We start from the raw sequence: 25,581 nt of genomic DNA, 5'->3' as shown, positions 1-25,581 counted from the left end.
ACGATTGGCTGAGACAGTAGAGACTCCCACCATAGGCGTCAACGTCAATTTAGTCACATAACAAATATTGACAATCCTATTTATCTCCTTATGGCTACTTCGCTTTCGTACGCTTTATAGATAAGCTGACGAGCATTTAACACGGCGTTTTTCCACGTAAGGACACACCATGTCATCGGCCGACGCACTGCGCCTTGTACTGCTTTCATCGTTATGGGGGCTTTCGTTTATTTTTATGCGCGTGGCAGCGCCTGAGTTTGGGGCGGTGCCATTGGTGTTCGTGCGGATGGGCATTGGTGCCCTGCTGCTGGTGCCACTGCTACTGAGCCTGCACTACTTGCGTTTGATCTGGCAGCACAAAGGGCCACTATTGCTGTTGGGGATCGTTAACCATGTTCTGCCGTTTTCGCTCCTAGCGTTGGCAACCACACGCCTAGAGGCGGGTTTTACTTCGCTGATTAACGCCACCACGCCTATTTTCACCGCACTCTTGGGGGCCGCTTTTTTTGCCACCCCCATACAGCGCCAGCAGTACGTGGGTCTGGCACTGGCCCTACTGGGCGTCTATATACTCTCAGCGAATCGACTGGACTTCAGCTTAGGCGGCGACGGCTGGTTTATCATTGCGGTGTTAGGTGCCACGTTCTGCTACGGCATTGCGGGCAACTACTCGAAAACGCGCCTGAGCCACTTGCCCACGCGGGTGCTCGCCGCTGGCAGCAGCGCTATGTCAGCGTTGGTGTTACTGATTCCTGGGGTACTGCTATGGCCAAGCGAGCCGGTGAGCACGCTCGCGTGGGGCAACGCCTTAGCACTGGCCATGCTCAGCACCACATTGGCATTCCTGCTCTACTTTGGATTGCTCGCGAGCGCCGGAGCCACCGCCACATCGACGGTGACTTTCTTGGTACCGGTCAGTGCGCTGCTGTGGGGCTATCTGCTGCTGGATGAAACCCTAAGCCTGCAGGTAGTGGCAGGCATGGTGATTACCCTGCTGGGCACCGCGATTGCCACTAAGCTGTTGCGCTTCAGACCTCGCGGGGCGTTGCCGTCACCTCATCCCCCACACGAATAACGCTGCCATCTCCTGCCGTTAACGTGGCGTTTTGGCCAAAATGCGCGCCTTTCAAATGGGGCTGGGTATTCAACGCCAAGAGCGTTTTTAGCGGCTCGGCCTGCGTGGGAATCGTGCCGGTTTGTTGATCCACAGTCGTAATTTTGCAGCGCTGGCAGGGTTTACGCAGCGTTAACTGGTAGCTATCTGCAACCAGCATCGCCCAGCGATCCTCCTCCCAGGCGTTATCGCACGCCACCACGATATTGGGCCGAAAGCGATTCATGGGTACGGGGGGATTACCTGCTGCGACCAGGGCGTTGTTTAAAGCATCCAGCGAACCGGTGGTGGTGATCAAAAAGGGGTAGCCATCAGCAAAGTATGTATGGGCTTCGCCACCTGCCAGAAAGTCCTCTTCCACCGCACGGGTAAAGGTGGTGGCAAAGCGGACCAGGCTGATGCCTTTGGCCTGCTCGCCCAACGCGGCCTCCAGCCATTCAGATACCGCTTCGCTCTCCGGTAGCGCTTTGCAGTGGTCGTCCCATACCGAGACAAGCCGCAGGTTACCCTGGGGCTCTTCCAGTGAAATAGAGAGCGGCTCGACGGCGGAGTGAGACAGCACAAGCGAATCGGACGTTAACGCGACCGACACGGTGGCCAAAGCGGGCAACTGACGCTGGGTGACAAAGCGCTGCTGGGCATCTACCAGCATCCAGCGCCGGTCCCAGGCCAAGCCGTGGGCATGGATCTCACTTTGGGTCACATCAATCCCTTGCAGGGATTTCACCGGATAAACCGTTAATTGAGTAATCTTCACAGCGGCCTCGCGCGCGCTCAAGCGTAACAGGATAAAACGCTAGCCTAACGAGGTTATGGTAAGCAGCCAAACAGTTTTTAGACTGGCCGCTACAGCGTGCTGCCCGCTTCAATACGGTACCCTAAATCCAGCACCTTCTGCGCCAGCGCTTCGCCGCGAATACGCGCCAATAGCGCCTTGGCCGCTGCTTCACCAATCGCTTGGCGAGGTGTCACTACACTGGCCAACCGTGGCGTCATGGCCTGGCCCACATCGTGGCCGTGGAACCCCGCAATCGCCATGTGCTCAGGCACGTTAATTCCCTGGCGCAGGCACTCAAAGTAAGCGCCCACGGCGACGTCATCGTTGGTGCAGAAAATACCGTCTGCCTCGGGGTAGTCGCGCTGAATTTCCTGCATCAGCGCGGCCCCAACGGTATAGGAGGAGCGCTGGCTGCTCTGCAGCGTTACTGGCGCTAGCCCCTGCTCTTCCATGGCTTGGCGGTAACCCTGTTCGCGTTGACGGGTACGCTCATCTAGCCGCACGGCTAAGTAAATAACGTGGCGACGCCCTCGGCGAATCATCTCGCTGACCATATCGTAAGCGGCACGGACGTTATCGTAGCCCACCGCCTGCTGCAGCGGTGGGCGGTGAGTATCCATAATTTCCACAATGGGAATACCCGCCGTTTCCAACATCCGCAGGCTGCGCGGGGTATGGTCACGGTCCGACAAAATCACGCCGTCAACGTTATACGACAGCAGCGAGGCAAGGCTGCGCTCCTCCAGCTCCTGGCTGTAGCCGTAGTGGGAAAGCATTAGGTGGTAGCCTGCTGGCTCGGTATAGGCTTCGATACCAACGATGACATCAGCAAATACTTGGTTGGTCAGCGAGGGCACCAACACGCCAATGGAGTGGCTGGTGGCACGGGATAGCAAGTCGGGGGCGCGGTTAGGAATGTAGCCAATCTGCTCGGCGGTGCTAAAAATGCGCTCCCGAAGCCCTTCCGACACCGTCTCCGGGTCGCGCAAACAGCGGCTCACGGTCATTTTGGTGGCACCAACGCGATCCGCAATATCTTGTAATGTAGGGCGTTTTTTCTTCAATGGCGTCGCTGCCTTGTACAGTGGATGGCGCTCGGGCCCTACCATAGCGAATAGTAGGGCCCCTCGCCTATCCCTTCCTTTAGCCTAATGAGCGGCGCTGTTCGGGTACCAGCGTGGCGCTAAAACGCTCTACGATTACAGCGGGCGTAAGGCTGATAGAAAGCGTTACGGCTTCATCCGCCTGCGGTGGCTCCAAGTCGGCCAGTTGGCTGGCCAGCATGCTATCGCCTTTGAAAAAGTGCCCGGCGCGAGTTTCTAAGCGCTCGCGCAGCAGTTCATGGGAGCCTTCCAGGTAAAGGATACGCAGAGCACTATCCCCCTCTCTCAGGCGGTCACGGTAGCGCCGTTTCAGGCCGGAGCAGGCAATCACCACCGACGCATCTTGCGCATTGTACTGGGCAAATAGCCCGGCCAGGGTCGCCAGCCAGTCGCGGCGGTCATCATCATTCAGCGGCTGGCCGCTGGCCATCTTGGCCACGTTGGCTGGCGAGTGGTGGTCGTCGCCATCAATAAAGGTGGCTCCCAAGCTGGCCGCTAGCTGCTGGCCAATATGCGATTTTCCCGACCCTGAGACTCCCATGACGAGAATACGATGTGAGCCGTTATGAGCTGAGTAAGTAGTCACTCGCGACTCCTATCAGTTACCGCGTACAGCGGTGAGGTCAGGTAACCAAGTCACAATACTTGGGAAGGCAATGAGCAGCACCAGCACGACCAGCAGCGCGGCGTAGTATGGCAGCATGGCTTTGACCAGCGACTCCATGGAGACTTTGCCCACGCCACAGCCCACATACAGGCAGGTACCCACTGGCGGCGTGAGTAGGCCAATACCTAGAATAAAGGCCATCAGCACGCCAAAGTAGGCAGCGTCAACGCCCACCGAGGTAACAATCGGTGCCAGCATCGGTGCCATGATCACCATGGCGGGCGTCAAGTCCATCACAAAGCCGACCAACAGCAGCAGTGCCGCCACAATCAGCAGCAGCAGGAACGGCTCTTGGGTAATTGCCTGTACCTGACGCACCAGCGTTTGCGGCACCATATTGATGGTTAAGAACCAGGCAATGACGGTGGCAAAGGCCAGCAGCATCATCACCATACCGGTCAGCCTGGCGGTACGGATCAGCATGCCAACCAGTTCCTTGAATTTGAACTCGCGGTAGACCAGTAAAGAAATCGCCAGCGAGTAAAGCAGCGCCGCCACGGCAGCTTCTGTGGCAGTAAACACGCCGCCAATAATGCCGCCAATCACGATCACCGGCAGTACTAAGGCTAGCCAAGCGTCTTTGAAGGCTTTCCACAGCACGTCCCAACGGAACTTGCGCACCCCACCGCCCTGCTTGTTAGCCAAAATATAGGTGGTGACCATGAGTGCAGCACCAATCAACATCCCAGGTACGATGCCGGAGATAAACAGGCGGCTGATAGAGGTTTCTGTCACGATGCCGTACAGAATCAGCGGAATAGAGGGCGGAATAATAATCCCGATCACCGACGAGACGGTGTTAATCGCCGTGGCGTTGGCCGCGGTGTAGCCCTGCTGCTTCATGGAGGGAATCATCATCGAGCCGGTGGCCGCTGTATCGGCAACCGCAGAGCCGCTAATGCCGCCGAAAAACATAGAGCCCGTAATGGCCACTTGACCCAGGCCGCCGCGCATAAAGCCGACCAGCGCCCCCGCAAGCTCCATCAAACGACGCGCAATGCCGCCGTTACTCATCACTTCGCCGACCAAAATAAAGAATGGAATGGCCAGCAGCGGAAAGCTATTCACCCCACGAATAGACTGCTCAATCATGATTGAGAGCGGAATATCAGAAAGCACCGCCATGACCAGCGCCGCTACCCCCAAACCAAACGCGATAGGCAGGCCAATCACAATCGACACTAATAAAATGGCGAGAAAAATCCACAGCATGACGATTACTCCCCTTGTGCTTTGGCCGACTGGCCGTGTGGTTGAACAATAATGCGTACGCTCATCCATACCCGCCACAGCGAAACAGCGGCGATAAAGATGACGCAGAGCACGAGGGAAAGGCTGACCAAGCTGAGAGGCACGCCCATAATCGCAGAGCGCCCGCTGGAGCGTGACAGCACTTGATAGCCGCCAAACACCATCACCAGCATTAGCCCGGCAATAATCAGGTGCTGTAGGCAGTAGAGCATGTGCGCAAAGCGCAGCGGCAAACGCCGCACCAGCGCATCAACGGCAATGTGCTCATAGCGGGCAAACGCCGCAGCGGCACCAATAAACACCAGCCAGATAAACAGCATACGCGCCAGCTCATCGACCCAAGGTAGCGAGTGGTTAAACAGCGAACGGCCCACCACGTTGCTGGACACCGCCACAATCAGCGCCACCAAAATCGCGCCAATCAAATACTCCATGCCAAGCGTTAACCAGCGAAACAGCGCCGGGCCTTGGCGCGTTTCGGTATCGATTTCCAGCAGCTTACGATTGGGATCGTCTAAGTAGACCGACGGATCTTCTATCGTGGGTGCTGTTAAAGAGGATTCAGCGTTGGGAGGTGTTGAGGAGGGTGTCATAAGAACTCCAGGGGGCACTGACAAGTCGGGCAGGCACAATGGCCTGCCCGATGGCGCGCTAAACGGTGCGTATTAGTTGCTGCTGTCTTCTACGATCTGCTGAATTTCAGCGATCAGGTCTTCGCCGATGCGCGGCGCCCACTCTTCATAAACGGGCTGAACGGCTTCTTGGAACGCGGCCAGCTGCTCATCGCTCAAGCGAGTGATCTGCATTCCGCGCGCTTCTAACTGATCCCGCGACCAGTCATCGTACTCGGCGGAAAGCTGAATTTCGTACTCAGCGGATTGACGCGCGGCTTCCAGCACCAGCTCTTGGTACTCAGGGGCCATACGGTCCCAGGTGCGCTCGGAGAGCATCATAATGAACGGCGTGTAGACGTGGCGTGTTTCAGTGCCGTAATCCTGCACTTCGTTGAAGTTAGAGGTCAGGATGGTGCTCCAGGGATTCTCCTGGCCATCGACCACGCCCTGCTCCAGGGCAGAGAAGAGCTCACCAAAGGCCATCGGCGTGGGGTTAGCACCCAACGCTTCCCAGATGGCTAGGTGAACCGGGTTCTGCATAGTACGTACGCTGAGGCCACGCACGTCCAGGCCTGCAACATCTTCTGGCGTTTCAACGGGGCGCGCACTGTTAGAGAGCTGGCGGTAACCATTTTCAGAGAACGTCAGTGCTTTTAGCCCTGTACCTTCAAAGCCATCCAGCATCTCTTGGGCAACGTCGCTCTGCATCACCGCAATGGCCGCTTCACGGCTGGGCAGCAGGAACGGTAGATCAAACGCCGACAGCGCTTGAACATAGCCTGTGGTTGCAGAGCTGGATGGATACGTCATGTCTAGCGTGCCGGTCTGCAGCATTTCCATCATCTGAACATCGTCACCCAACTGGCTGTTGGGGAACACGTTGACCGTGATACGGCCATCGGTGCGCTGCTCTAGAATCTCGCCAAAGTACTGGCTGGAAAGAAACTGCGGAGAGGTTTCAGAAAGGCCGATGCCCATGCGTAAGGTGTGGCTACCGTGGTCAGCTACGATATCCCCTTCGATGGCAGGCGGGTCAGAAAGCTCAGGGCTTTGGGCATGCGCCATGCCAAAAGTCAGAGTGGTTGCGCCTACAAGAGTAAGCGTGCTGCGCCAAATCGCTGTCATGACGTGATCTCCAAACATTCATTGTTGTTGAGTGCTGAACTGCTGAGTGCTGAGTGCTGAGTGCTGAGCGGTTATGAACGCTGCCGTGCTAAAACGGCTTAGTGCGACGCCGTGTTACCGGTAACATTCAATAAGCGAAGGCTAGCGACCGCCAAGCGGGGTGTCAAAACAAAACTGCAAACCTACGACCAACGTCTAGGGATAGCCACTTACGCCCTGGCGCGCTACATTACCCGCTATGTACCTTGTCTTGGAGTCCACATGCCTGCGTTAGACCCTTGCAGCGAACTGGAGCTAGATCATCAGCTCTGCTTCGCCCTCTATTCAACATCGTTGATGATGACAAAAATCTATAAACCGCTTTTGAAAGAGTTAGGGCTTACTTACCCGCAGTACTTAGCTATGCTGGTACTTTGGCAAGAGGATGGCATTACTGTCGGATCGCTGAGTAAGCGGTTACTGACTGACCCCGGCTCGCTGACCCCTCTTCTCAAACGGTTAGAAGCAGATCAGTTGCTGCGCCGTCAGCGTAGCATTCAAGACGAGCGTGTGGTGGAGCTGTTTCTGACCGATAAAGGCCGCTCGCTGCGAGAGCAGGCGCGACACATTCCAAGCTGCGTGGTCAATGCCAGTGAGAAGTCGGTAGAAGCCTTAACTCAGCTCAAAGAGGATTTGGTGCAACTACGCGAGAGCCTGCAAAAAGCCAAGTAGTGCCACGCTCCTCAGTAGTGCAGCATCATTTCCATCATTTAACTTGCGTACAAAATAAAGCTGCACTAAATTGAAGTCGAATGCTTTATTACTTAGATCTACCCATAGCTCGATCTACCCATAGACAGGAGACGTCATAAATGTCGATTGAAACGATTGCTTACCGCGCCCATGCTCATGCCACGGGTGGCCGTGAAGGCCATGCGAAATCTTCTGATGGCGCGCTCGACGTCAAACTGAGCACCCCAAAAGAACTTGGCGGTGCTGGCGGCGAAGGCACCAACCCAGAACAGCTGTTTGCAGCGGGCTACTCCGCTTGCTTTCTAGGTGCGCTGAAGCATGTAGCCAGCCAAGAGAAAGTCAAACTGCCTGCTGATACTCAAATCGATGGCAGCGTAGGCATTGGTGCGATCCCTACCGGTTTTGGTATCGAAGTTGAGCTAAAAATCAGCCTGCCGGGCCTGGAGAAAGACGTGGCTCAGGCGCTAGTGGATAAAGCCCATATCGTTTGCCCTTACTCCAACGCAACCCGTGGCAACATTGATGTCACTCTGACACTGGTATAAACCACCTCTGTCGCCGCCGCCTTGCCAGCCTGCAAGGCGGTAGTTCATTGTTTTCCCCCTCGCCTCCCATTCTCCCTTTAGTGCCAACATGGCGACTCTGCCTCTTTTCATTTTTCTCTGCGCATTTTTATTTAACGGGCTAACAAACACCCCCTTGTACCTACCTGTTACGGCCCCATAAAGTAGGGATAACTCAGCAAGCTAGGCTAGGCGATTGCACTGCGTTTTTCTTACCTGTTGAACAGCGAGGCTATGATGACCGATACGACCTATACACCACCGAGCGTATGGAAATGGGAGCCGGGCAACGGCGGTAAGTTTGCCAATATCAACCGTCCTGTGGCGGGCGCGACCCATGATAAAGCCCTGCCGGTGGGCAAACATCCGCTACAGCTCTACTCCCTCGCCACGCCCAACGGTGTGAAAGTCACGGTAATGCTGGAAGAGCTGCTGGAAAAAGGTATTGAGGCAGCCGAGTACGATGCGCACCTGATTCAAATCGGCGAAGGCGACCAGTTTGGCAGCGGCTTCGTTGAGGCTAACCCTAACTCCAAGATCCCGGTGCTGATGGATCACAGTATGAACCCGCCCCAACGGGTGTTTGAGTCAGGGGCTATTTTGCTCTATCTCGCCGAGAAGTTCGGTGAATTTCTGCCTACAGACCCGGCCAAACGCACCGAGTGCCTCTCTTGGCTGTTCTGGCAAATGGGCAGCGCTCCCATGCTGGGCGGCGGCTTTGGTCACTTCTACGCCTACGCGCCAGAGAAGTACCAGTACCCGATTGACCGCTACACCATGGAAGTAAAACGCCAGCTAGACGTGCTGGATCGTCATTTAGCCGACAACCGCTTTATGGCAGGCGATGAGTACACCATTGCCGATATGGCGATTCACCCCTGGTACGGCGCACTGGTCAAAAATCGCGTGTATGAGGCGGCAGAGTTCCTTGAAGCACACACCTACACCAACGTGCTGCGCTGGACCGAAGAGATTGATGCCCGCCCAGCAGTTCAGCGGGGCCGCATGGTGAACCGCACCTGGGGTGAGCCCAGCGAGCAGCTTCACGAGCGCCACGACGCCAGCGACTTCACTGAAAAAACCGAAGATAAGCGTTAATTCGCGTATTAGGAAAACGTACGATGTTCGATCCGAAATACGCCCAGCTGATATTTTCATGCCTGATGGCACTGTTTATGTCATGCATTATGTCGCTGGTGATTACGCTGTATAACGTGGGGCTTGTGGAGGGGATTGTGGTGATTTGGCTTAAGGCGTGGCTGTTTGCCTTTGCCGTCGCGCTTCCGGTGATCAACTTGGTCTCCCCCATCGTGCGGCGGTTGGTGAAGCTACTGATCAAGCAGCCGCACTAACGCCGTTCACTCACTGCGCCTCATCAAACAAACGGGGCCTGCTCATCGCAGGCCCCGTTTGTTATGTCATGATGCGTTAAAACTGATAGCGCACGTTGGCCGTCACGCTACGACGGTCGCCGTAGCCACAGTCACCACCGTCATAGCGGCACCAAGAGATGTACTCCTCATCGGTGGCGTTTTTCAGGTCTACGGAGAAGTCCCACTCGCCCAGGGTATAGCCCACCATCGCATCATACAGCGTGCTGGAAGGCACCACCGGCGCACCGCCAAAGCCAACGTTGTCGCCCACATAGCGAACGCCCGCCCCAACACGCCAGTTATTCCCCACATACAGGCGGTTCCACCAAGAAGCCTGCTCTTCGGCCACATACGGCAAGCGAATACCGGTACCGTCGTTTTTGGCGTTTAAGTTAGTGTATGCGACCTGGGTTTCAAACTGCTGCCAGCGCTTATTCACCTGTAGCTCCCAGCCATCTACCACCGCCCCCACTTGCTCTACGCCACCCGGAGTAACGCCGTCGCTAATGCGGTTTTGCTGAGTAATATCAAAGTACGCCGCACTCACGGCCAGCGACTGATCCGGGGATACGTACTTAAAGCCAATCTCCTCCTGATCGCCGGTAGTTGGTTTCAAGGGGCTCGGGTTGGCCGTACCGTCGGTGCCCAAGTTCATGGCGAACGCTTCGGAGTAGCTGACATAGGGTGAGAAGCCATTATCGAAGCGATACATCAGCCCCAGCCGGCCGGTGGTTTCACCTTCATCACTCACCGTATCGGGGCCAGAAAGCGCCAGCGTGCGGTTCTCTGCCCAGTCACGGCGCAGGCCTGCCGATACCACCACGGGGCCTACTTCAATATGGTCCGCCAAGTAGATGCCTACTTGCTCAATCTCATTATCCGGGCGGTCAGTCGGGTTCAGTGAACCCAGCTGAAGATTCCCGTACTGCGGGTTGTAGACGTTAAACAAGCCGCCACCGCTGACTACCGAACTGTAGTTATCCTCTGACCAGCGCGCATCCTGACGGTCAATACCCGCCACTAGAGTGTGCTGGGTACTGCCGAGCGCAAACTCGCCTTCCAAGCGCGCATCCATATTAAGAATGCGTGTTTGGGCGTCGGCCATAAAAATCGTGCGGTTCACATTACCGTTAGCATCGGGCGCGCTGGGGATATTCACCCAGTGCTCGCGGGTTTCCGTGCTGGAATCGGTATAGCGTGCGGTGGCTGCAAACGCCCAGCTGTCGTTGAGCTGATGATCAACAAACAGCGTGGTTTCGGTTTTTTCCCGGTCGTAGCGGTCCCAGCCCGGCTCGCCAACAAAGCGCTCAGAGCCAATAAAACCCAGAGAACCCGACTCTAACGTGCCCGCCTGGGGAAGAAACTGTGCCGACACCTGGCCTTTGTTTTCCTGACGATTGAGCAGCAGGGTAATGCTGGTAGCGTCGTTGGGGCGCCACGTAAACGACGGCGCAAACAGGTAGCCGTCATCTTCAACATGATCGACTTGGGTATCGCTATCGCGGGTTAATGCGACGAGGCGATAAAGAAATTCGCCCTCTTCGTCAGCGGCCCCGGTCACATCCAACGCCAGCTGCCTGCGGTCGTAGGAGCCGTACTGCGCCCAAACCTCGCCGCTGCGCTCTTCCTGGGGCAGTTTAGAGACGCCGTTGATAATACCGCCCAAATCCGCTTGGCCGTACAGCATGGAAGATGGTCCGCGCAGCACCTCTACGCTCTCCAGCGCGTACACGTTGGTCCGCACGGTGTTGTAAGAGCCGTACACTTGGCGCAGGCCATCCAAATAGCGGCCTGCATCAAGTCCGCGCACTTTAGCGCTGTCGCCACGAGTATCAAAACCGAAGTTACCCGCATACACGCCGGGGGTATACAGCAGCGCATCTTGAATGTTTTTGGCACCGCTCTCCTGAATAAACTCTTGGTCGATCACTGACATGGAGTAAGGCTGCTCGGCCAGCGGCACATCCAGCTTGCCTACAGACGGCTCCCGCTCAGCATCGCTGTACCCATAAAGACCGGCCGATTCAGCGGTGACTTCAACTGTATCCAGATTGACGCTGCTCTCTTGTGCATAGACTACCGGCACAGCAGCAACCGAGGCTAAGGCAACCGCGACGCTCAGCGTGCGCAGTCGAAACGACACTACATTGTTCATCGTATAAGATCCCAGAGCGAATATTAATGTTAATGATAGTAATTTTTATTCGCGCAAATATAGGAGGCTATACAAAGGATGTCAACGGAGGCGAAAGGTGAGTTGAGCCGGACAGGAAGATGCGTTAATGCAAATATTTCTCAAAAAATGACTGCCTGCCGGAGGTCGGCAGGCAGTACAAGGGGCTCTTCGCTTACAAGGGGGCTGACATTACTGCAGGCGAGAGTTATTCAACGCGTAGTTCCACACCCGGTAGAAGTAGAAGATATAGCCAAGTCCCAGGGTCAGAAACGAGATCACCATCCATAAAATGATGTGACCAATATTGCTGAAGATATTGATATCACAGACCATTTTCCGCTCCACACCGGTAGCGTTATCCACCACGCGAGTGCGGTTGATGACAAAGCGGGCAAACGAGTAAGGGAAGAAAAACAGCGCAATACCCAAGGTAATAATGGTGAGCAACACCCAGATAAGCAGGTGGCCAATAATGTCTAGAATCGATAGGTCAGCTTTAATGTTCACAGGTCGCCCTTACGCGTTAAGAAAGGGGCGAAGATTACCACTGTGCTCGCTGCCCGTGAACGGCCATCCGGTAAGAACAACCATGGATTAGACGTGCGATGCCCACCACGAGGCATACGAGCTATTGTGCGGGGCAAGGCCACCCTCATCCGGTGCACCGTCTTGCCACCATACCGGGCCGCGCTCACCTAGTGCCTCTTTGGCTTCCTGCACGGCCTCACGCGCTTGGCCAAGCGCCTCTTCATCGTTCTGCTGCTGGGCGCTACGCACTGCTCGGCGGGCCTTCATCAGCGCTTTAACATGGCCGCGTTTTTCTTCGGCCGTTAGGCGTGGGTCCGTACAGCGCCAGAGTCGATTTTTGGCAACGAAGTAGCGGCCATCCGGTGTATGAGGGTACTTATTTGCCATCTCGTTTCACCTTACACAGCCACTGGCCGCTGCGTATCGTTAATATGGATGGATGACCTAGAAACGTTTGGTCAGCGTCAGTGCGCCAAATTTATCCTGCTCATCCTGACCATCAAATTCGCGGGTACGCTGAACGGCAGCGTAGGTCACCTGCCAATCTTCCCAGGCCAGCGCTAACCCAGCAGAGGCTTCTGCAATCCACTCGTTGCGATCCACCGAGTGACTATCGCGGATGGTATTGCCATCCAGCGTCAGGTTATGAGCCATGTAGTACCCTTCTACGTTAGCGAACAGGTACCACTGCCAACCGCTAGTGCCGTTAATGTAATGGCGGCTACCCGGGTTAGGCGTCAGCGTGGGAATACCTTGGGCATCATCCCCCCAGCGCACGCTGTAACCCGCACTGGCATAGGTGTGCAAGTTGCCCAGTGCGGCACCGACGCTGGGGCCGTGGGAGAACTGCTTACCTGCCAAGGGGGTATCGTGCCACCACTGGCGGCGCATGGTCAGGTTAACGATAGCTTCATCGCCTAGCTGGTTGCGCCAGCCACGCGGTCGGTCGCTTTCAGTCACGCGGTGTACCTCGCGCTGAATGCTATCCGCCTGCGAAGAAGGCCCCACTAAACCAACATCTAAGTGTAGGTCGGTCGCCTGCTGCCAACGTCCCATCGGCTTATCTTCATAAAGTGACACACCGCCATACACTAAACCTGCGTAAGGGCGATCATCTTCAATCAGCTCGCGACGCTCAATCACATTGGGCGTATAAATTTGGTGTACTAAGCGGTAAGAGGCGCGATCTGCCTGGCTAATAATGCTGTCAGGCAACGCAGCCGCTAAGCGCTGTGTCCAGCTTTGCGGTTCGGGGGTAAACATCCAGTTCAGCTCAAAGCCACTGGTAAAGTGGCCATCATCGCTGCTGGCGAGTCCATCGTTTTCAAGCTTAATAGAAAGCGCACTATCGTCGGCTGATGCGACAGCGGGCAGCAGGCTCAACGGTAGTACCAACGGCAGCAAAGCTTTATAAAAGACGGCTTTAGGGGCTGGGTCTCTACGATGGATGACAGACAGAGTCATGGCTCATTCCTTGAGTTAAAGGCTGGACAGGTAGGCAGCACATTATCGGGGGGGGGGCAACAAACATTGCTGATTGTATGTAATCATGCAAATAGATAGCAAGCTACTTTATGTAATGCACTGTCCAGCCTGGAAACACTTCCTTGTGATGACGAACTGGCGACCAGTTCGTCATTTAAAAACTAGCACAGGAATCCCTATCGCTCCCGTAATAGCCACTGCGGAGTAATCTCGTGCTGGCCATTTTCATCGGTGATAAACAGCGAACCATCGCTAATCATCACAGCCCAGTTAATCGCCCGCGGTAGGTTTGCCGCCACGGTGGCCAGTGCCTCTTGAGGCAGCCCTGCCACATGAACATTTTTCAACGAGGCGACGGCGGGCAGCACCTTGCTTTCCCAAATATCCACGCGGCCATACGCCAGCAGCGAGACTCGCTCAGCGCGGCGCGAACACCAGGTTAAGCGCTCGGCGTCGGGCAAACCGACCTCTATCCAGTGCAGCACTCGGCCATCCAGGCTTTTTTCCCAAAGCGCAGGCTCATCAACATCAGACAGCCCCCGCCCGAATGCCAGCGATTCGCTGTACCACAGGATATAAGCAATCAGCCGGGAGCACAGACGTTCTTCTGTTTCAGAGGGGTGGCGGGCCACCGTGAACCGCAACGTTTCATAAACGTTGCGATCCAGGTCGGTCAGGTTAACGTCGACTTTATAAGGGGTCGCACTTAGCGCCATAACATGAATCTCAACATTCTCTAGTGATATGCGCGCCAGTGTAGCGGATTTGTGTGATCACCGCGCAGCCATCCACGCGCTGCGCACTACCCTATCGCGCGTTCGTCACTCAGCAGGGTGGCATGCTTCACTGTTTCTTCTTCATGCATCGGCTCACGCCATGTCTCTTTCAGCGCAGCCTCGTACCACTCCTGCATGGCGGGTAGGGCTAACAGGCGCTGCACATAAGCGAGGGAGGCTTCACTCAGCGGCAGGTTGAAGGTTTGTATCCGAAACGCCACCGGGGCGTAAAACGCATCTACCGCGGTAAAGCGCTCACCTGCCAGAAACGGGCCGCCAAAACGCGCAAGCCCCTCCTGCCACAGCGCATCTAAACGCGCCAAGTTGCTGTTAAGGCCAGGAGAGAGTTCATTCATCGCCACGCGCACGCCACAGTTCATGGAACACTCATCCCGCAACGCGCCAAAGCCGCTATGCATCTCGGCACTGGCGGAGCGCGCCCAGGCCCGCGCCTCACGCGCTTGCGGCCATACGTTCGGGTGTGTTTCTGCCACGTACTCTACAATCGCCAGCGAGTCCCACACGGCGACATTGTGATCGTTATCCACCAGGCACGGCACTAAGCCAGACGGCGAAAAGCGCTTAAACGTGGTGTGACTCTCCCCGAACCCACCTTCAAAAGGCATTAAATGCTCGTTAAAGGGGATCTCCAGCGCTTTCAGCAGCACCCAAGGGCGAAGTGACCAGGAAGAGTAGTTCTTATTAGCGATATACAGATCAAACATGCCGCGCTCCTTACGGTGAACATCACAGTGACTGGCCCTACCGTGCTGCCTGGACCAACGTATTACTTCCGAGTCCCATTAATACCCCTCCGCCAATTCGTTGAATCAACCTGGAAGAGCCATGGGACGTTTGCAGCCATGCGCGAAGCGGGCTGGCCAATAGCACCACCACCACATCCGCTGATGAGAACAGCACATTGGTAGCAATGCCTAACCAAAGCAGTTGCCACGCGACCGGCATGGCAATATCGGGCTGCACAAATTGCGGCAGAAACGCCACGAAGAAAAGCGCCGTTTTGGGGTTTAGCACTTCCACCAAAAAGCTATCGCGCAGTACCCGCCTGGTGGTCGCGAGCGGGAGCTCCTCACCGCTCGTGCGAATGCCTTGTTGCCATAAGCGCACCCCCATCCAGAGCAAATAGAGCCCGCCGATGATTTTCATCGCCAGATAGGCAGGTGGAATGGCCGCAAACAGCAGTGCCAACCCCAATGCAGCGGCGATGACATGCACATAGCAACCAAGATGCACCCCAGCCACCGCCAGCCATCCTGCTCGCCGACCACGCCCCAGCGTTTGTGCAGCGGTGTATAACATCGCAGGCCCGGGTAAATAGGCAAAGCCCAGCGCGGCGAGAAGAAAGGCGGCCCACTGCATCGCGGTCACTCCGGCATATTAAGAAATAGTAAGCCTGAGAATAAAATAAGGGGTGACGCATGCGCCACCCCTCAAATAAGTAAAACTCGAAAAAAGAGAACTTAGAAAAAAGAGAGCTTAGAAGTTGGGTTTACGCTTCTCGACAAAAGCGCTCATGCCCTCTTTCTGCTCTTGACCTGCAAAGCAGAAGGCGAACAGGCTGGTTTCTAGCGCCAGGGCGCTGTCTAGGTCTTGGTCCATGCCGTCGTGGACGGCTTGTTTGGCCCCGCGGACCGACTGCGGCCCGTTACCCTTCAGCTGTTTGGTAAGCTCTTCCACATAGCTCTCAAGCTCTGCCTGGGGCATTACGCGGTTAACCAGGCCAATACGCAGCGCTTCGTGGGCATCGATTTTGCGCCCGGTGGTGACCAAATCAATCGCCATAGCGGGGCCGACTCGGCGTGGCAGGCGCTGAGTGCCGCCAAAGCCAGGAATGACACCTAACAGGACTTCCGGCTGGCCGAAGACCGCGTTGTCGCTGGCGACTGCCCAGTCGCAGGCCAGCGCCAGTTCGCAGCCGCCGCCAAGGCAAAACCCGTTCACCAGCGCGACCACCGGCACGGGCAGCGTTTCAAGTCGCTTGATGGTACGTAACGCTTGGCTAGCAAACGCGCGGGCCTCTTCGGGGGTTTTATCACGCATTTCGGTGATATCAGCCCCGGCCACAAAGGATTTTTCCCCAGCACCGGTAATCAATACCGCCCGCAGGTTGGGGTGCGCTTCAAGCTCAACTAAATGCGCTTCCAAAGCGCTGAGCACGTCGCTGTTCAGCGCGTTCAGTGCTTTGGGGCGATTAATGGTCAGGCGTACCACGCCGTCGTTATCAACCTTCTCGATCACTGCGTCGCTCATAGTGGCTCCTTCATTGTTATTGCGCGTAGAAGTGGTTACCACTCAACCCTAGCGAACGCTTGGTTGGGTGGCAATCACTTCTTTTGTCGCGCTTCAATCCGGCAGCTGGCTACTCGTAGATATAGAACCCACGGCCACTCTTACGGCCCAGGTAGCCTGCAGCCACCATGCGCTTGAGCAACGGGCAGGGGCGATATTTGGGGTCGCCAAAGCCTTCCTGCAGCACGTCCATAATCGCGAGGCACACATCTAGACCAATCAAATCCGCCAGCGCCAGCGGCCCCATCGGGTGGGCGGCACCTAGCATCATGGCCTCATCGATGGCCTCCGGCGTGGCAGTGCCTTCCTGGACGATAAACGCAGCTTCGTTAATCATCGGCACTAGCAAACGGTTCACGGCAAAGCCCGGCGCGTCGCCTACCGGCACGGCGGTTTTACCCAGCGCTTTGGCCAGCGCTTCGATGCGCTCCACGGTGGCATCCGAGGTTTGCTCAGCGCGAATTACTTCCACCAGCTTGAGTACCGGCACTGGGTTGAAGAAGTGCATACCCACTACTCGCTCAGGGCGCTCGCACACCGCGGCCAAGCGGGTGAGTGACAACGAGGAAGTGTTAGAGGCCAGAATGGCATCACTGCTCAGATGGCTGAGATCGCGAAACAGCTTCTCTTTTAGCGCGGGCTGCTCGGGGGCGGCTTCGATAATCACGCTGCAGTCGCTGAGCGCATCTAACGCCGTGGTGGTAGAGAGTCGAGCGAGTGCTTTCTGCTTGTCCTCTGCCGTCATCTTCTCTTTGGTAACAAGCTTCTCAAGCCCTTTATCGATAGCTGCTTTAGCGCGAGTGAGCTGCTCGTCGGCGACATCGTACAACCGCACGTTAAAGCCACTGGCCGCTACCACTTGGGCAATGCCCTGCCCCATAGTGCCTGCGCCTACCACGCCAATCCGTTGTTCGCTCATTGCTGTTCCTCTGACTGGTGCTGTTTGGCTTCTTCGCGCAGCACGAATTTTTGAATTTTGCCCGTCGATGTTTTCGGCAGCTCGCTAAAAATCACCGTTTTGGGCACTTTAAAGCTCGCTAAGTGCTCACGGCAGTGGGCGATGATATCCGCCTCGGTGACTTCGCCGTAGCCGATTTTCAACTTAACAAACGCACAGGGTGTTTCGCCCCACTTTTCATCAGGTTTAGCGACCACCGCCGCCTCTTCAACCGCCGGATGGCTGTAAATGGCATCTTCCACTTCGATAGTGGAGATATTTTCACCGCCGGAGATGATGATATCTTTCGAGCGGTCTTTAATCTCGATATAGCCATCGGCGTGCCATACCGCTAAATCACCGGTGTGGTACCAGCCACCCTCTAGCGCTTTTTCCGTCGCCTCGGCGTTTTTGAGATACCCCTTCATGACGTTATTGCCGCGCATCAAGATTTCGCCCATGGTTCGGCCATCTTTCGCGACGGGTTCTAACGTCACCGGGTCGGCCACACAGAGCGCTTCCAGCATGTGGTAGCGCACGCCTTGGCGGGCTTTAATCTTAGCGCGGGATTCCAGCGGCAGCTCGTTCCACGCCTCGCGCCATGCACACACGGTCACCGGGCCGTACACTTCAGTAAGCCCGTACACATGGGTCACTTCAATGCCGAGCTTTTCTACCCCGGCAATCACCGAGGCGGGCGGCGCGGCGCCAGCGGTGGTTACTTTCACCGGATGATCGAACACCCGCTTTTGATCGGCCGGTAGGTTCACCAACCCATTAAGCACAATGGGCGCGCCGCTAAAATGGGTGACGCCCTCTTCCACGATGAGATCGGTAATGCGCTTGGGATCCACTTTGCGCAGGCACACGCTAACGCCCGCATTGGCGGCAATGGTCCAGGGGAAACACCAGCCGTTACAGTGGAACATCGGCAGCGTCCAGAGGTATACCGGGTGGTGGGGCATAGCCCACTCAAGAATATTACTCACCGCGTTCAAGTAAGCACCGCGATGGTGATACACCACGCCTTTGGGCTTGCCGGTGGTGCCGGAGGTGTAGTTCAGCGAAATCGCCTGCCACTCGTCGTTGGGCAGCCGGTAGGCGTAATCAGCGTCGCCCTCAGCCAGCAGCGCTTCGTACTCCAGCTCGCCAATGCCTTGGGTGTCGCCCAAAAACTCCGGGTCAGCTACATCGATAATCAGCGGCTTGCTTTCCAACTTGGCAACCGCTGCTTGAATCACCTCGGCAAACTCAGGGTCTACTAGAACCGCCTTAGCTTCTCCGTGGGCCAACATATAGCTAATGGCGTCGGCATCGAGGCGAATATTGAGCGTATTCAGCACGCAGCCCGCGAGCGGCACGCCGAAGTGCGCCTCAAACATCGCGGGAATGTTGGGCAACATGGCCGCCACCGTTTGCCCAGGTTGAATGCCACGTTTTTCAAGAGCCGAGGCTAACTGGCGGCAGCGTGTCCAAGTCTCGGCCCAGGTGCGGCGCGTTGCGCCATGCACTACCGCGGGGTAGTCCGGGTAGATGGCCGCCGAGCGCTCAATGAATGTGAGCGGTGAGAGCGGCACATGGTTGGCAGCGGTGGGTGGTAAGTCTTGTTCAAAGATGGAGGTCATGATCGGTTCCTGCACTCTCGGTTTTATTATTGACGATTTTATTATGAGCGACGCTCGCGAATGGGCGATGCCTAATGAACACCGCCGCCTAAAAGGCGGCGGCAAGGTTAGTGAGCGGCGTGGCTATCAAACTGGCTAAAACACTGCCAGCCAGCCTCAATGACGGCACGCTGAGCGCGGCCCACCGGCAGCCATTGGTGAATGACAAACTCGGCGCTGCTCAGTTTGGCGCGATAAAACGGCTCATCGCTGCCGTCTTTTAAAGCCTGTTGGGCATGCAAAGCCGCGATGCCCATTTGCCAAGCGCACAGCACGTGCCCGGCAAGGTTCAACAGCGGCGTGGCGTACGCCTGCACGGCATCGGGGCCGTGTTCTGGGTCACTGCCCTGCTCCAGTACCAGGGCCATAGCGGCGCGCAGGTCGTCAGCACCGGCGGAAAGCGCACTTCCCAAGCTGGCAAGCGATGCTTCACCCCGCAACGCTTCGGCCGTTTTATGCACGTCATCCAGCAGCGCAGAGAGCGCCGCGCCGCCGTCTCGCTGCAGTTTGCGGCCTGCTAAGTCCAGCGCTTGAATGCCGTTGGTGCCTTCATAAATAGGCGCAATGCGCGCATCCCGCAGCAGCTGGGCCGCGCCGGTCTCTTCCACGTAGCCCATGCCGCCGTGTACCTGCACGCCCATGGACGCGATATCCACCGCTTGGTCGGTCGAGAAGCTCTTCACAATCGGAATCAGAACATCAGCGCAGGCTTGGGCGGCTTGGCGTTCGGCGTCGCTCTCGGCGCGGCGGGCGATATCTAACTGCCCGGCACAGTAGAGCGCCAGCGCACGCAGCGCATCGGTACGGGCACGCATAGAGAGCAGCATACGGCGCACGTCAAAGTGGTCGCTAATGGTGCATTCACTGCCGCCCCGCTGTTTGGGCGAACGGCCCTGGGTGCGGTCGTGGGCGTAGGCAAAAGCGTGCTGGCAGGCGCGTTCGGCCACGCCAATGCCTTGAATCCCGACTTTATGGCGTGCCTCGTTCATCATGGTAAACATATGGTTCAGGCCGCGGCCCTCTTCCCCCACGAGGTAGCCTACGGCACCGCCATTTTCCCCAAAGCTCAGCGTACAGGTGGGCGAGCCGTGAATGCCGAGCTTATGCTCAATGGAGGCGCAGGTGACGTCATTTCGCTCGCCAAGCGAGCCATCGTCGTTCACCAGAAACTTGGGAACTAGGAACAGGGAAATACCCTTATTACCTTCCGGGGCATCGGGCTTACGGGCAAGAACGAGGTGAATGATGTTCTCAGCGGCGTCGTGTTCGCCCCAGGTGATGTAGATCTTTTGGCCGCTGATACGGTAGTGCTCGCCTTCCGGAACGGCTTTAGTGCGCACTTTGGAGAGGTCCGACCCCGCTTGGGGTTCGGTGAGGTTCATGGTGCCCGTCCAGGAGCCTTCAACTAACTTGGGCAGGTAGGTCGCTTTTAAGGCATCGCTGCCGTGATGGGCCAGCGCCTCAATGGCGCCAGCGGTGAGCATCGGGCATAGCCCTAGCGCCATGTTCGCGCCGTGGAGCATCTCCTGTACCGCGCTGGCCACCACTTCGGGTAGGTTCTGCCCGCCCAGCTCTTCGGACACGCCAATCCCGTTCCAACCGCCCTCAACATAGGCGTGATAGGCGGCGGCAAAGCCTTCTGGAGTGGTGACGCTGCCATCGGTATGGCGCTTAGCCCCCTGGCGGTCGCCCGTGCTGTTGAGCGGGCCCCAGACATCGCCAGCCAGCTTGGCGGCCTCTTCCAGCACGGCCTCAACGAGATCCGGCGTGGCTTCTTCAAACCCTGGCAGCGCTAGGGAGCGGTGCTCCAACATCTCTTCGAGCACAAAGCGCAGATCGCGGACCGGCGCGGCGTAATAATTCATGGCAAAACCTCAGGCAAATGCGGTGAAATAGTAAAAACACTATCGCCGATAGTAGTTTCCCTACTTTCACCACACCATTAGCCCAAGGTCTCACCTGGCAGACACCTTAGAGCTTATTTGCGCACCTCGGTTTCTACGTCATCGTAATAGGTAATATGGCTCTCATCTTCCTGGGGCGGGCCTACCATGGGCTCGGCAACGTCTATCTCGGGCACAACGTCAGACAGGTCTTCCAAGTGCTCGTGCTCAAGTGCCCCTTGTACCAGCTCCTCAGTGACCACCAACTCAGCACCTGCGGCGGTCATCGGCGTGGTTGCGGTAAACGGTGCTACCGGCATCGGCGCAGGACGAACGCTACGACGCCAGCTGAAGAACAGCACGAAGAACAGGCTGAGTGAACCAAACGCCCAGAATAGGCCCGCATCGCCCATGGCCGTCATTACTGGCGAGATCATCAGCGGGCTGATGGTGGCACCAATCGAGTTAATCAACAAAAGGCCCTGGCTCATGCGTACCAAGGCACCTGCGGGGGCACGGTCGGCGGCATGGCTAACGGCCACTGGGTATAGCGCAAACACGCCTCCGCCCAGCAAAAACAACAGCACGGCCAGTAGCGGTGTGGAGAGCGGCAGCCACAGCATGGCCGCTGAAATCACCACGCAGAAGGCGCTGATACCGATCAGCACCATTTGGCGGTCGTGACGATCCGACCAGCGGCCAATGGGGTATTGGAGCAGCATCGCGCCCAAAATCACCACGGCCATCATCTGGCCTACCTGATTCACACTCATGCCAATGCGTTGCAGGTAGAGCGGCAGCAGCGTGTAGGCCGCCGCCACCACCATGCCAGAGCCCAGGCTGCCCATGACGCCAGTGGGGGTCATGGTAATCAGGCGGTGCGGCGGCAGCGGCTCGGCGTGTTCGATCAGCGGCGAGACACGGGGAATCATCGCCATTGGCAGTACCGAGAGCGACGCCAACAGGCCAATCACCATAAAGGGCGCGGTGTCGCCCATGGCGTTGGTCACGCCGAGCATCAGTTGCCCCAGCACCCCGGCGGCGTACAGGGAAATCATATACAGCGCCAGCAGACGGCCACGCACTTTCTGATCGCCTGCGGTCAGCAGCCAACTTTCAATGACCAAATAGACGCCCACGGTCGCCCAGCCGCCAATCAAACGCAGTGCAAACCACGCCCAAGGGTCGAAGAAAAGGCCTTGCAGAAGAACGGTGACCGCGACAAGCGAGGCAAAGCTGCCGTAAGCGCGGATATGGCCGATACGCAGCAGCAGGCGGTCATTGACCATGGCACCCAGAGCTAAGCCGATAAAATAGGCCGACGAGACAATCCCGATCACCGTCGCCGACTCGCCCGCTGCGTCTAAACGCACGGTAATCAGCGTGGCAAGAAAGCCATTGCCAATCCCAAGAATAAACAGCCCTAGTAGGGGCGCTAGCGCCATGGCCAGCAGTTGCCGCGACATGCGTACCTCACCTTGCTCAATGGTTAAATCGTTGCCGTTCGCACGCCATCACATCAAGCAGGCAAGAAAACGGGCGCGCAATTATTGCTGCCAGAGGAGCAAAGTCAATGCTTTTTCGCCCTTCTGACTGGTAGATTAGTGTTTTCTAAAAATTACCACGTCATTCGCAGTAAATTCGACTGTTAAACCCTGCTGAGCGGCCCACCAGCGGAAAGTCGCTTCGCTAAAGAAGCACACGTGGGTCGGGTCATTAATATAGTGCCAGCGAGCAAACGCCTCTTGGCTGGTGACCCGTTTAGTCATCAGCCCAAGATAGCCGCCGGGAAGCAGTTGCGCGACCCGCTGGCTCAGCACCTCGCCCGGTGCCGCCAAATGCTCCACCACTTCGGTCGCGGTGATGAAGTCATACTGGCGAGACAGATTCGCGGCATGGGGCGCGTAAAAGATGTCATACACCTCCATATCAAAACCCGCTTCCTCAAACATCACGGAGAGGGTTGGCCCTGGGCCGCAGCCAAAATCCAGCCCTTTTGCGCCTGGGGCCAATTTGGCAACCAACGGGGTAAATAAACGCCCCAAAAAGCGACGATATCCCGTATCCTGCGGCGAGTTTTGGTGCTGGTCATACTCGGCTTTTTCATCGGCGGCATTTAAATGCTGCTCGTTAGGCACAAACACCAGCGCACACGTGGCACACTGATAGTAATCACGGCGACGGTCTTGGTGGTACAGCGCAGGCTCCTGCGCGTGGCATAGCGGACAGCGTCGCATCATCGTATTCTCTGGTTTTACGTTTGTATTAAGGAAAGAGGCATGCTCTCAGGTCTGGATCATCTTGTGGTTACCGTGACCGATATGGGTCGCGCAGTGGACTTTTACTCTCGTGTGTTGGGCCTGGATGTGCGCTACCGAGACGCCCAGCGCGTTGATCTACTGCTGGGTGACACCGCCCTGCGCCTGCACCAAACCGACACCGACATTGCGCCTATTTCAGCTACCCCCACTCCGGGTAGCCTGGACTTATGCCTGCGCTGCCTACTGCCGCTTGATGAGTTCAAGCAGCATCTGGATGCGCTCGCCATTGAGGTAGAGCTTGGCCCCGTAGCCCGCCAAGGGGCCAGCGGCCCGATTGAGTCGATTTACCTGCGCGACCCTGACGGCAACCTGCTGGAAATTTGTCGTCCAGCGCGCTAAGCCCTTAACCACACGTGGGCCTGCGGGTGATAAGTCGCAGCGCCCACGCTATCATAGCGCGCTGCAAAGGTGTCCGTTGGATGCTTGAGTCAACCTGAATGTAGAAGGAACGCCCATGCGTGATGATGCCCCGCTAGAAGGTGAAGTGGTCGACCGACACGCGACGTCGGAAGAGCCCTCAGAGGCTTCGCCCGCCCCGGACACCACGATGGCCATGGTGATTTACGCCCTTTACCTAGCGAGTTTTGTGGTGGGCTTTACATCGCTGATCGGGGTCATTATTGCCTATGTCTACCGTGACAAAGGTCCCGCTTGGCTAGATGAACACTACCGTTACCAGATCCGCACGTTCTGGATCGGTCTTTTATACGGCAGCGTAGCCACCCTGCTCACTCTGATTCTGGTCGGCTTCCCTATGCTGTTGGCACTGGCCGTGTGGTTTATCGTGCGCTGCGTAAAAGGCTTTAAAGGGCTGCAGGAAAAACGCGCCCCCTCCAATGTCGATAGCTGGCTGCTGTAACCCATGACCGAACAGGCAACTCCCCCTTCATCGCGCTTTCAAGCCCGGGCCATTGCCGGGCTATGGCGAACCCTCTCCCGCTTTCCGCTGCGCTGGCTATGGCGGGCAGCGGCCTTCGTGGGGCCGCAGGTGTACCGGTTTAGCAAGCGTGAACGCAAGGTCACCGAGATCAATCTCAAGGTGGTCTACCCCGACGCATCTGACCGCCAGCGAGCGTCGCTTACCAAGCAGAGCCTTCAGCACTCGACCGCGACGATGCTCGAACTAGGCCACGCCTGGATGGCACCGCCCGAAAAGGTAGAGGCCAGCATTTTAGCCGTTCATGGTCGCGATAAGCTCGATAGCGCACGGGCGGAAGGGCGCGGCGTGATTGTGCTGGCCCCCCATTTTGGCAACTGGGAAGTGCTGAACTTTTGGCTATCCAGCCACTTTCCGTTTACCGCGATGTACGAGCCACCCAAAATTGCCGATTTAGACCCGATTATTCGCCATGGCCGCGAACGTATGGGGGCCAAGCTGGTACCCACCAACCCACGGGGTGTCGCGGCGCTTCTCAAAGCCCTCAAACGCAGTGAAGCGATTGGGATTTTGCCAGATCAAGAGCCGGACTGGGGCAGCGGCGTGTTTGCGCCGTTTTACGGCCGCAGCGCCTACACCGCAACGCTGCTGCCGAAATTAGTGGCGCGTACACAGGCACGGGTAGTGACAGGGGTGGCACTACGGGTGCCCGGCAAGGGCTTCGAGATCCACTTTCTTGATGCCGACGAACAGGTATACAGCGAAGACGATGTGGCGTCGGCGACAGGCGTTAATGCCAGCGTAGAAGCCTCGCTTGCCCTTGATCCCGTTCAGTATCAGTGGGAATACAAGCGCTACCGTAAGGTCGTTGAAGAGTGCCATGGCACCGTTGATGCTAGCGAATTTCGCCTTTACTGAGTGAGGATAGACATGACCGAACGATACCTTCCCAAAGAGGATACGCGTCCGCCGCAAATTATTTATGCCCTCTATTTAGCAGGGCTGGTCACGGCCAACATCACCCTGTTGATCGGTGTGATTATCGCTTATGTCTATCGGAAAGAGGCAGCACCCTGGCTGCAGGCCCATTACCGCTACATGATCCGCACGTTCTGGATTGGCAGCCTCTATTTTCTCGTTACCTTCACGCTGAGCCTGATCTTTATTGGCACGCTGCTGTGGCCGCTGCTAGTGGTATGGCTAGGCGTGCGCTGTATTCTTGGCTGGGTGGCCGTGCGTAAAGGCCAGCCACCGGCAAGGCCGGGCAGCTGGCTCTGGTAAGCCTGTTATTGGTAAACCTGTTA

General features: G+C 56.9%; 28 protein-coding genes. 9 read left to right on the top strand and 19 right to left on the bottom strand.

Annotated features, from left to right (window positions below; all coding sequences use genetic code 11):
* The first annotated feature begins 169 nt into the window (after positions 1-169).
* Positions 170-1,075, top strand: a complete 906-nt coding sequence (locus tag IEW65_RS02685; RefSeq protein WP_188637966.1) for a DMT family transporter — start codon at positions 170-172, stop codon at positions 1,073-1,075.
* On the opposite strand, the gene IEW65_RS02680 is transcribed toward IEW65_RS02685, so the two are convergent.
* The 6 genes from IEW65_RS02680 to IEW65_RS02655 all read right to left on the bottom strand — a co-directional run bounded on the left by IEW65_RS02680 (position 1,029) and on the right by IEW65_RS02655 (position 6,652).
* Entirely contained in the window at positions 1,029-1,871 is an 843-nt protein-coding gene (locus tag IEW65_RS02680) for an MOSC domain-containing protein (protein WP_188637965.1), read from the bottom strand. The two genes, IEW65_RS02685 and IEW65_RS02680, sit on opposite strands and share 47 nt — an antisense overlap.
* An 89-nt stretch (positions 1,872-1,960) precedes the next feature.
* Complete coding sequence (gene gntR / locus IEW65_RS02675; RefSeq protein WP_188638275.1) at positions 1,961-2,956, bottom strand: gluconate operon transcriptional repressor GntR; 996 nt, start codon at positions 2,954-2,956, stop codon at positions 1,961-1,963.
* Positions 2,957-3,035: 79 nt separating this feature from the next.
* Positions 3,036-3,536 carry a gluconokinase gene (locus IEW65_RS02670; RefSeq protein ID WP_188638274.1) on the bottom strand — a complete coding sequence of 167 codons (501 nt, stop codon included), beginning with the start codon at positions 3,534-3,536 and terminating at the stop codon, positions 3,036-3,038.
* A gap of 57 nt (positions 3,537-3,593) precedes the next feature.
* Positions 3,594-4,874 carry a TRAP transporter large permease gene (locus tag IEW65_RS02665; protein ID WP_188637964.1) on the bottom strand — a complete coding sequence of 427 codons (1,281 nt, stop codon included), beginning with the start codon at positions 4,872-4,874 and terminating at the stop codon, positions 3,594-3,596.
* Between the two features lie 5 nt (positions 4,875-4,879).
* Positions 4,880-5,506: a TRAP transporter small permease gene (locus tag IEW65_RS02660; RefSeq protein WP_188637963.1), complete on the bottom strand. Its 627-nt coding sequence runs from the start codon at positions 5,504-5,506 to the stop codon at positions 4,880-4,882.
* A gap of 72 nt (positions 5,507-5,578) precedes the next feature.
* Positions 5,579-6,652, bottom strand: coding sequence for a TRAP transporter substrate-binding protein (locus IEW65_RS02655; RefSeq protein ID WP_188637962.1), 1,074 nt, complete (start codon positions 6,650-6,652; stop codon positions 5,579-5,581).
* Positions 6,653-6,913: 261 nt separating this feature from the next.
* Here IEW65_RS02655 and IEW65_RS02650 point away from each other — a divergent pair, with 261 nt between their 5' ends.
* The 4 genes from IEW65_RS02650 to IEW65_RS02635 all read left to right on the top strand — a co-directional run bounded on the left by IEW65_RS02650 (position 6,914) and on the right by IEW65_RS02635 (position 9,299).
* Positions 6,914-7,363: a MarR family winged helix-turn-helix transcriptional regulator gene (locus tag IEW65_RS02650; RefSeq protein ID WP_188637961.1), complete on the top strand. Its 450-nt coding sequence runs from the start codon at positions 6,914-6,916 to the stop codon at positions 7,361-7,363.
* Positions 7,364-7,503: 140 nt separating this feature from the next.
* Positions 7,504-7,929: an organic hydroperoxide resistance protein gene (locus IEW65_RS02645; RefSeq protein WP_188637960.1), complete on the top strand. Its 426-nt coding sequence runs from the start codon at positions 7,504-7,506 to the stop codon at positions 7,927-7,929.
* 255 nt (positions 7,930-8,184) lie between these two features.
* Positions 8,185-9,045 carry a glutathione-dependent disulfide-bond oxidoreductase gene (gene yghU / locus IEW65_RS02640; RefSeq protein ID WP_188637959.1) on the top strand — a complete coding sequence of 287 codons (861 nt, stop codon included), beginning with the start codon at positions 8,185-8,187 and terminating at the stop codon, positions 9,043-9,045.
* Between the two features lie 23 nt (positions 9,046-9,068).
* Positions 9,069-9,299 (top strand): DUF2798 domain-containing protein, encoded by a 231-nt coding sequence (locus tag IEW65_RS02635; RefSeq protein WP_188637958.1) that lies wholly within the window; start codon positions 9,069-9,071, stop codon positions 9,297-9,299.
* Positions 9,300-9,375: 76 nt separating this feature from the next.
* Here the strand turns inward: IEW65_RS02635 and IEW65_RS02630 are convergent, their stop codons facing one another.
* From IEW65_RS02630 to IEW65_RS02570, 13 genes are all read right to left on the bottom strand, one after another.
* Entirely contained in the window at positions 9,376-11,475 is a 2,100-nt protein-coding gene (locus IEW65_RS02630; RefSeq protein ID WP_188637957.1) for a TonB-dependent siderophore receptor, read from the bottom strand.
* Positions 11,476-11,685: 210 nt separating this feature from the next.
* On the bottom strand, positions 11,686-12,003 hold the full coding sequence (locus tag IEW65_RS02625) for a DUF6693 family protein (RefSeq protein ID WP_188637956.1): 318 nt from the start codon (positions 12,001-12,003) through the stop codon (positions 11,686-11,688).
* An 87-nt stretch (positions 12,004-12,090) separates the two neighbouring features.
* Complete coding sequence (locus IEW65_RS02620; protein WP_188637955.1) at positions 12,091-12,411, bottom strand: hypothetical protein; 321 nt, start codon at positions 12,409-12,411, stop codon at positions 12,091-12,093.
* 57 nt (positions 12,412-12,468) lie between these two features.
* On the bottom strand, positions 12,469-13,488 hold the full coding sequence (locus tag IEW65_RS02615) for a lipid A deacylase LpxR family protein (protein ID WP_188637954.1): 1,020 nt from the start codon (positions 13,486-13,488) through the stop codon (positions 12,469-12,471).
* A gap of 197 nt (positions 13,489-13,685) precedes the next feature.
* On the bottom strand, positions 13,686-14,225 hold the full coding sequence (locus IEW65_RS02610; RefSeq protein ID WP_188637953.1) for a YaeQ family protein: 540 nt from the start codon (positions 14,223-14,225) through the stop codon (positions 13,686-13,688).
* 86 nt (positions 14,226-14,311) lie between these two features.
* The gene (locus IEW65_RS02605; RefSeq protein WP_188637952.1) at positions 14,312-15,010 is read right to left on the bottom strand and encodes a glutathione S-transferase family protein; all 699 of its coding nucleotides are present in this window, start codon (positions 15,008-15,010) and stop codon (positions 14,312-14,314) included.
* 37 nt (positions 15,011-15,047) lie between these two features.
* The gene (locus IEW65_RS02600) at positions 15,048-15,665 is read right to left on the bottom strand and encodes a LysE family translocator (protein WP_188637951.1); all 618 of its coding nucleotides are present in this window, start codon (positions 15,663-15,665) and stop codon (positions 15,048-15,050) included.
* A 117-nt stretch (positions 15,666-15,782) separates the two neighbouring features.
* Positions 15,783-16,556 (bottom strand): enoyl-CoA hydratase-related protein, encoded by a 774-nt coding sequence (locus IEW65_RS02595; protein WP_188637950.1) that lies wholly within the window; start codon positions 16,554-16,556, stop codon positions 15,783-15,785.
* Positions 16,557-16,665: 109 nt separating this feature from the next.
* Positions 16,666-17,562 carry a 3-hydroxybutyryl-CoA dehydrogenase gene (locus IEW65_RS02590; RefSeq protein WP_229755466.1) on the bottom strand — a complete coding sequence of 299 codons (897 nt, stop codon included), beginning with the start codon at positions 17,560-17,562 and terminating at the stop codon, positions 16,666-16,668.
* A complete protein-coding gene (locus IEW65_RS02585) occupies positions 17,511-19,157 on the bottom strand; it encodes an acyl-CoA synthetase (RefSeq protein ID WP_188637948.1) in 1,647 nt (548 codons plus the stop codon). The genes IEW65_RS02590 and IEW65_RS02585 overlap by 52 nt, the downstream gene beginning before the upstream one ends.
* 107 nt (positions 19,158-19,264) lie before the next feature.
* The gene (locus IEW65_RS02580) at positions 19,265-21,061 is read right to left on the bottom strand and encodes an acyl-CoA dehydrogenase (RefSeq protein WP_188637947.1); all 1,797 of its coding nucleotides are present in this window, start codon (positions 21,059-21,061) and stop codon (positions 19,265-19,267) included.
* 113 nt (positions 21,062-21,174) lie between these two features.
* Positions 21,175-22,545, bottom strand: a complete 1,371-nt coding sequence (locus tag IEW65_RS02575; RefSeq protein ID WP_188637946.1) for an MFS transporter — start codon at positions 22,543-22,545, stop codon at positions 21,175-21,177.
* A gap of 135 nt (positions 22,546-22,680) precedes the next feature.
* On the bottom strand, positions 22,681-23,319 hold the full coding sequence (locus tag IEW65_RS02570) for a class I SAM-dependent methyltransferase (RefSeq protein WP_188637945.1): 639 nt from the start codon (positions 23,317-23,319) through the stop codon (positions 22,681-22,683).
* Between the two features lie 39 nt (positions 23,320-23,358).
* On the opposite strand from IEW65_RS02570, the gene IEW65_RS02565 reads away from it, so the two are divergent.
* From IEW65_RS02565 to IEW65_RS02550, 4 genes are all read left to right on the top strand, one after another.
* On the top strand, positions 23,359-23,739 hold the full coding sequence (locus IEW65_RS02565) for a VOC family protein (RefSeq protein WP_188637944.1): 381 nt from the start codon (positions 23,359-23,361) through the stop codon (positions 23,737-23,739).
* 115 nt (positions 23,740-23,854) lie between these two features.
* Positions 23,855-24,259, top strand: coding sequence for a DUF4870 family protein (locus tag IEW65_RS02560; protein ID WP_188637943.1), 405 nt, complete (start codon positions 23,855-23,857; stop codon positions 24,257-24,259).
* A 3-nt stretch (positions 24,260-24,262) separates the two neighbouring features.
* Positions 24,263-25,195, top strand: coding sequence for a lysophospholipid acyltransferase family protein (locus IEW65_RS02555; RefSeq protein WP_188637942.1), 933 nt, complete (start codon positions 24,263-24,265; stop codon positions 25,193-25,195).
* A 12-nt stretch (positions 25,196-25,207) separates the two neighbouring features.
* The gene (locus tag IEW65_RS02550) at positions 25,208-25,558 is read left to right on the top strand and encodes a DUF4870 family protein (protein WP_188637941.1); all 351 of its coding nucleotides are present in this window, start codon (positions 25,208-25,210) and stop codon (positions 25,556-25,558) included.
* The last annotated feature ends 23 nt before the right edge of the window (positions 25,559-25,581 follow it).

The sequence above is a fragment of the Vreelandella lutescens genome, from assembly GCF_014640815.1.
In the GTDB taxonomy this organism is placed as follows: Bacteria; Pseudomonadota; Gammaproteobacteria; order Pseudomonadales; family Halomonadaceae; genus Vreelandella; species Vreelandella lutescens.
This window is presented reverse-complemented; position numbering and strand designations above follow the sequence as displayed.

Excerpts from the sequence above, each read along its gene's own strand:
- IEW65_RS02615 (WP_188637954.1), bottom strand. The coding sequence starts at position 13,488 with ATGACTCTGTCTGTCATCCATCGTAGAGACCCAGCCCCTAAAGCCGTC.
- IEW65_RS02600 (WP_188637951.1), bottom strand. The coding sequence starts at position 15,665 with ATGCAGTGGGCCGCCTTTCTTCTCGCCGCGCTGGGCTTTGCCTATTTA.
- IEW65_RS02635 (WP_188637958.1), top strand. The coding sequence starts at position 9,069 with ATGTTCGATCCGAAATACGCCCAGCTGATATTTTCATGCCTGATGGCA.
- IEW65_RS02645 (WP_188637960.1), top strand. The coding sequence starts at position 7,504 with ATGTCGATTGAAACGATTGCTTACCGCGCCCATGCTCATGCCACGGGT.
- IEW65_RS02555 (WP_188637942.1), top strand. The coding sequence starts at position 24,263 with ATGACCGAACAGGCAACTCCCCCTTCATCGCGCTTTCAAGCCCGGGCC.
- IEW65_RS02605 (WP_188637952.1), bottom strand. The coding sequence starts at position 15,010 with ATGTTTGATCTGTATATCGCTAATAAGAACTACTCTTCCTGGTCACTT.
- IEW65_RS02620 (WP_188637955.1), bottom strand. The coding sequence starts at position 12,411 with ATGGCAAATAAGTACCCTCATACACCGGATGGCCGCTACTTCGTTGCC.
- IEW65_RS02585 (WP_188637948.1), bottom strand. The coding sequence starts at position 19,157 with ATGACCTCCATCTTTGAACAAGACTTACCACCCACCGCTGCCAACCAT.
- IEW65_RS02610 (WP_188637953.1), bottom strand. The coding sequence starts at position 14,225 with ATGGCGCTAAGTGCGACCCCTTATAAAGTCGACGTTAACCTGACCGAC.
- yghU (WP_188637959.1), top strand. The coding sequence starts at position 8,185 with ATGACCGATACGACCTATACACCACCGAGCGTATGGAAATGGGAGCCG.
- IEW65_RS02595 (WP_188637950.1), bottom strand. The coding sequence starts at position 16,556 with ATGAGCGACGCAGTGATCGAGAAGGTTGATAACGACGGCGTGGTACGC.
- IEW65_RS02655 (WP_188637962.1), bottom strand. The coding sequence starts at position 6,652 with ATGACAGCGATTTGGCGCAGCACGCTTACTCTTGTAGGCGCAACCACT.
- IEW65_RS02550 (WP_188637941.1), top strand. The coding sequence starts at position 25,208 with ATGACCGAACGATACCTTCCCAAAGAGGATACGCGTCCGCCGCAAATT.
- IEW65_RS02660 (WP_188637963.1), bottom strand. The coding sequence starts at position 5,506 with ATGACACCCTCCTCAACACCTCCCAACGCTGAATCCTCTTTAACAGCA.
- IEW65_RS02665 (WP_188637964.1), bottom strand. The coding sequence starts at position 4,874 with ATGCTGTGGATTTTTCTCGCCATTTTATTAGTGTCGATTGTGATTGGC.
- IEW65_RS02575 (WP_188637946.1), bottom strand. The coding sequence starts at position 22,545 with ATGTCGCGGCAACTGCTGGCCATGGCGCTAGCGCCCCTACTAGGGCTG.
- IEW65_RS02580 (WP_188637947.1), bottom strand. The coding sequence starts at position 21,061 with ATGAATTATTACGCCGCGCCGGTCCGCGATCTGCGCTTTGTGCTCGAA.
- IEW65_RS02560 (WP_188637943.1), top strand. The coding sequence starts at position 23,855 with ATGCGTGATGATGCCCCGCTAGAAGGTGAAGTGGTCGACCGACACGCG.
- IEW65_RS02650 (WP_188637961.1), top strand. The coding sequence starts at position 6,914 with ATGCCTGCGTTAGACCCTTGCAGCGAACTGGAGCTAGATCATCAGCTC.
- IEW65_RS02630 (WP_188637957.1), bottom strand. The coding sequence starts at position 11,475 with ATGAACAATGTAGTGTCGTTTCGACTGCGCACGCTGAGCGTCGCGGTT.
- IEW65_RS02670 (WP_188638274.1), bottom strand. The coding sequence starts at position 3,536 with ATGGGAGTCTCAGGGTCGGGAAAATCGCATATTGGCCAGCAGCTAGCG.
- IEW65_RS02685 (WP_188637966.1), top strand. The coding sequence starts at position 170 with ATGTCATCGGCCGACGCACTGCGCCTTGTACTGCTTTCATCGTTATGG.
- IEW65_RS02565 (WP_188637944.1), top strand. The coding sequence starts at position 23,359 with ATGCTCTCAGGTCTGGATCATCTTGTGGTTACCGTGACCGATATGGGT.
- IEW65_RS02570 (WP_188637945.1), bottom strand. The coding sequence starts at position 23,319 with ATGATGCGACGCTGTCCGCTATGCCACGCGCAGGAGCCTGCGCTGTAC.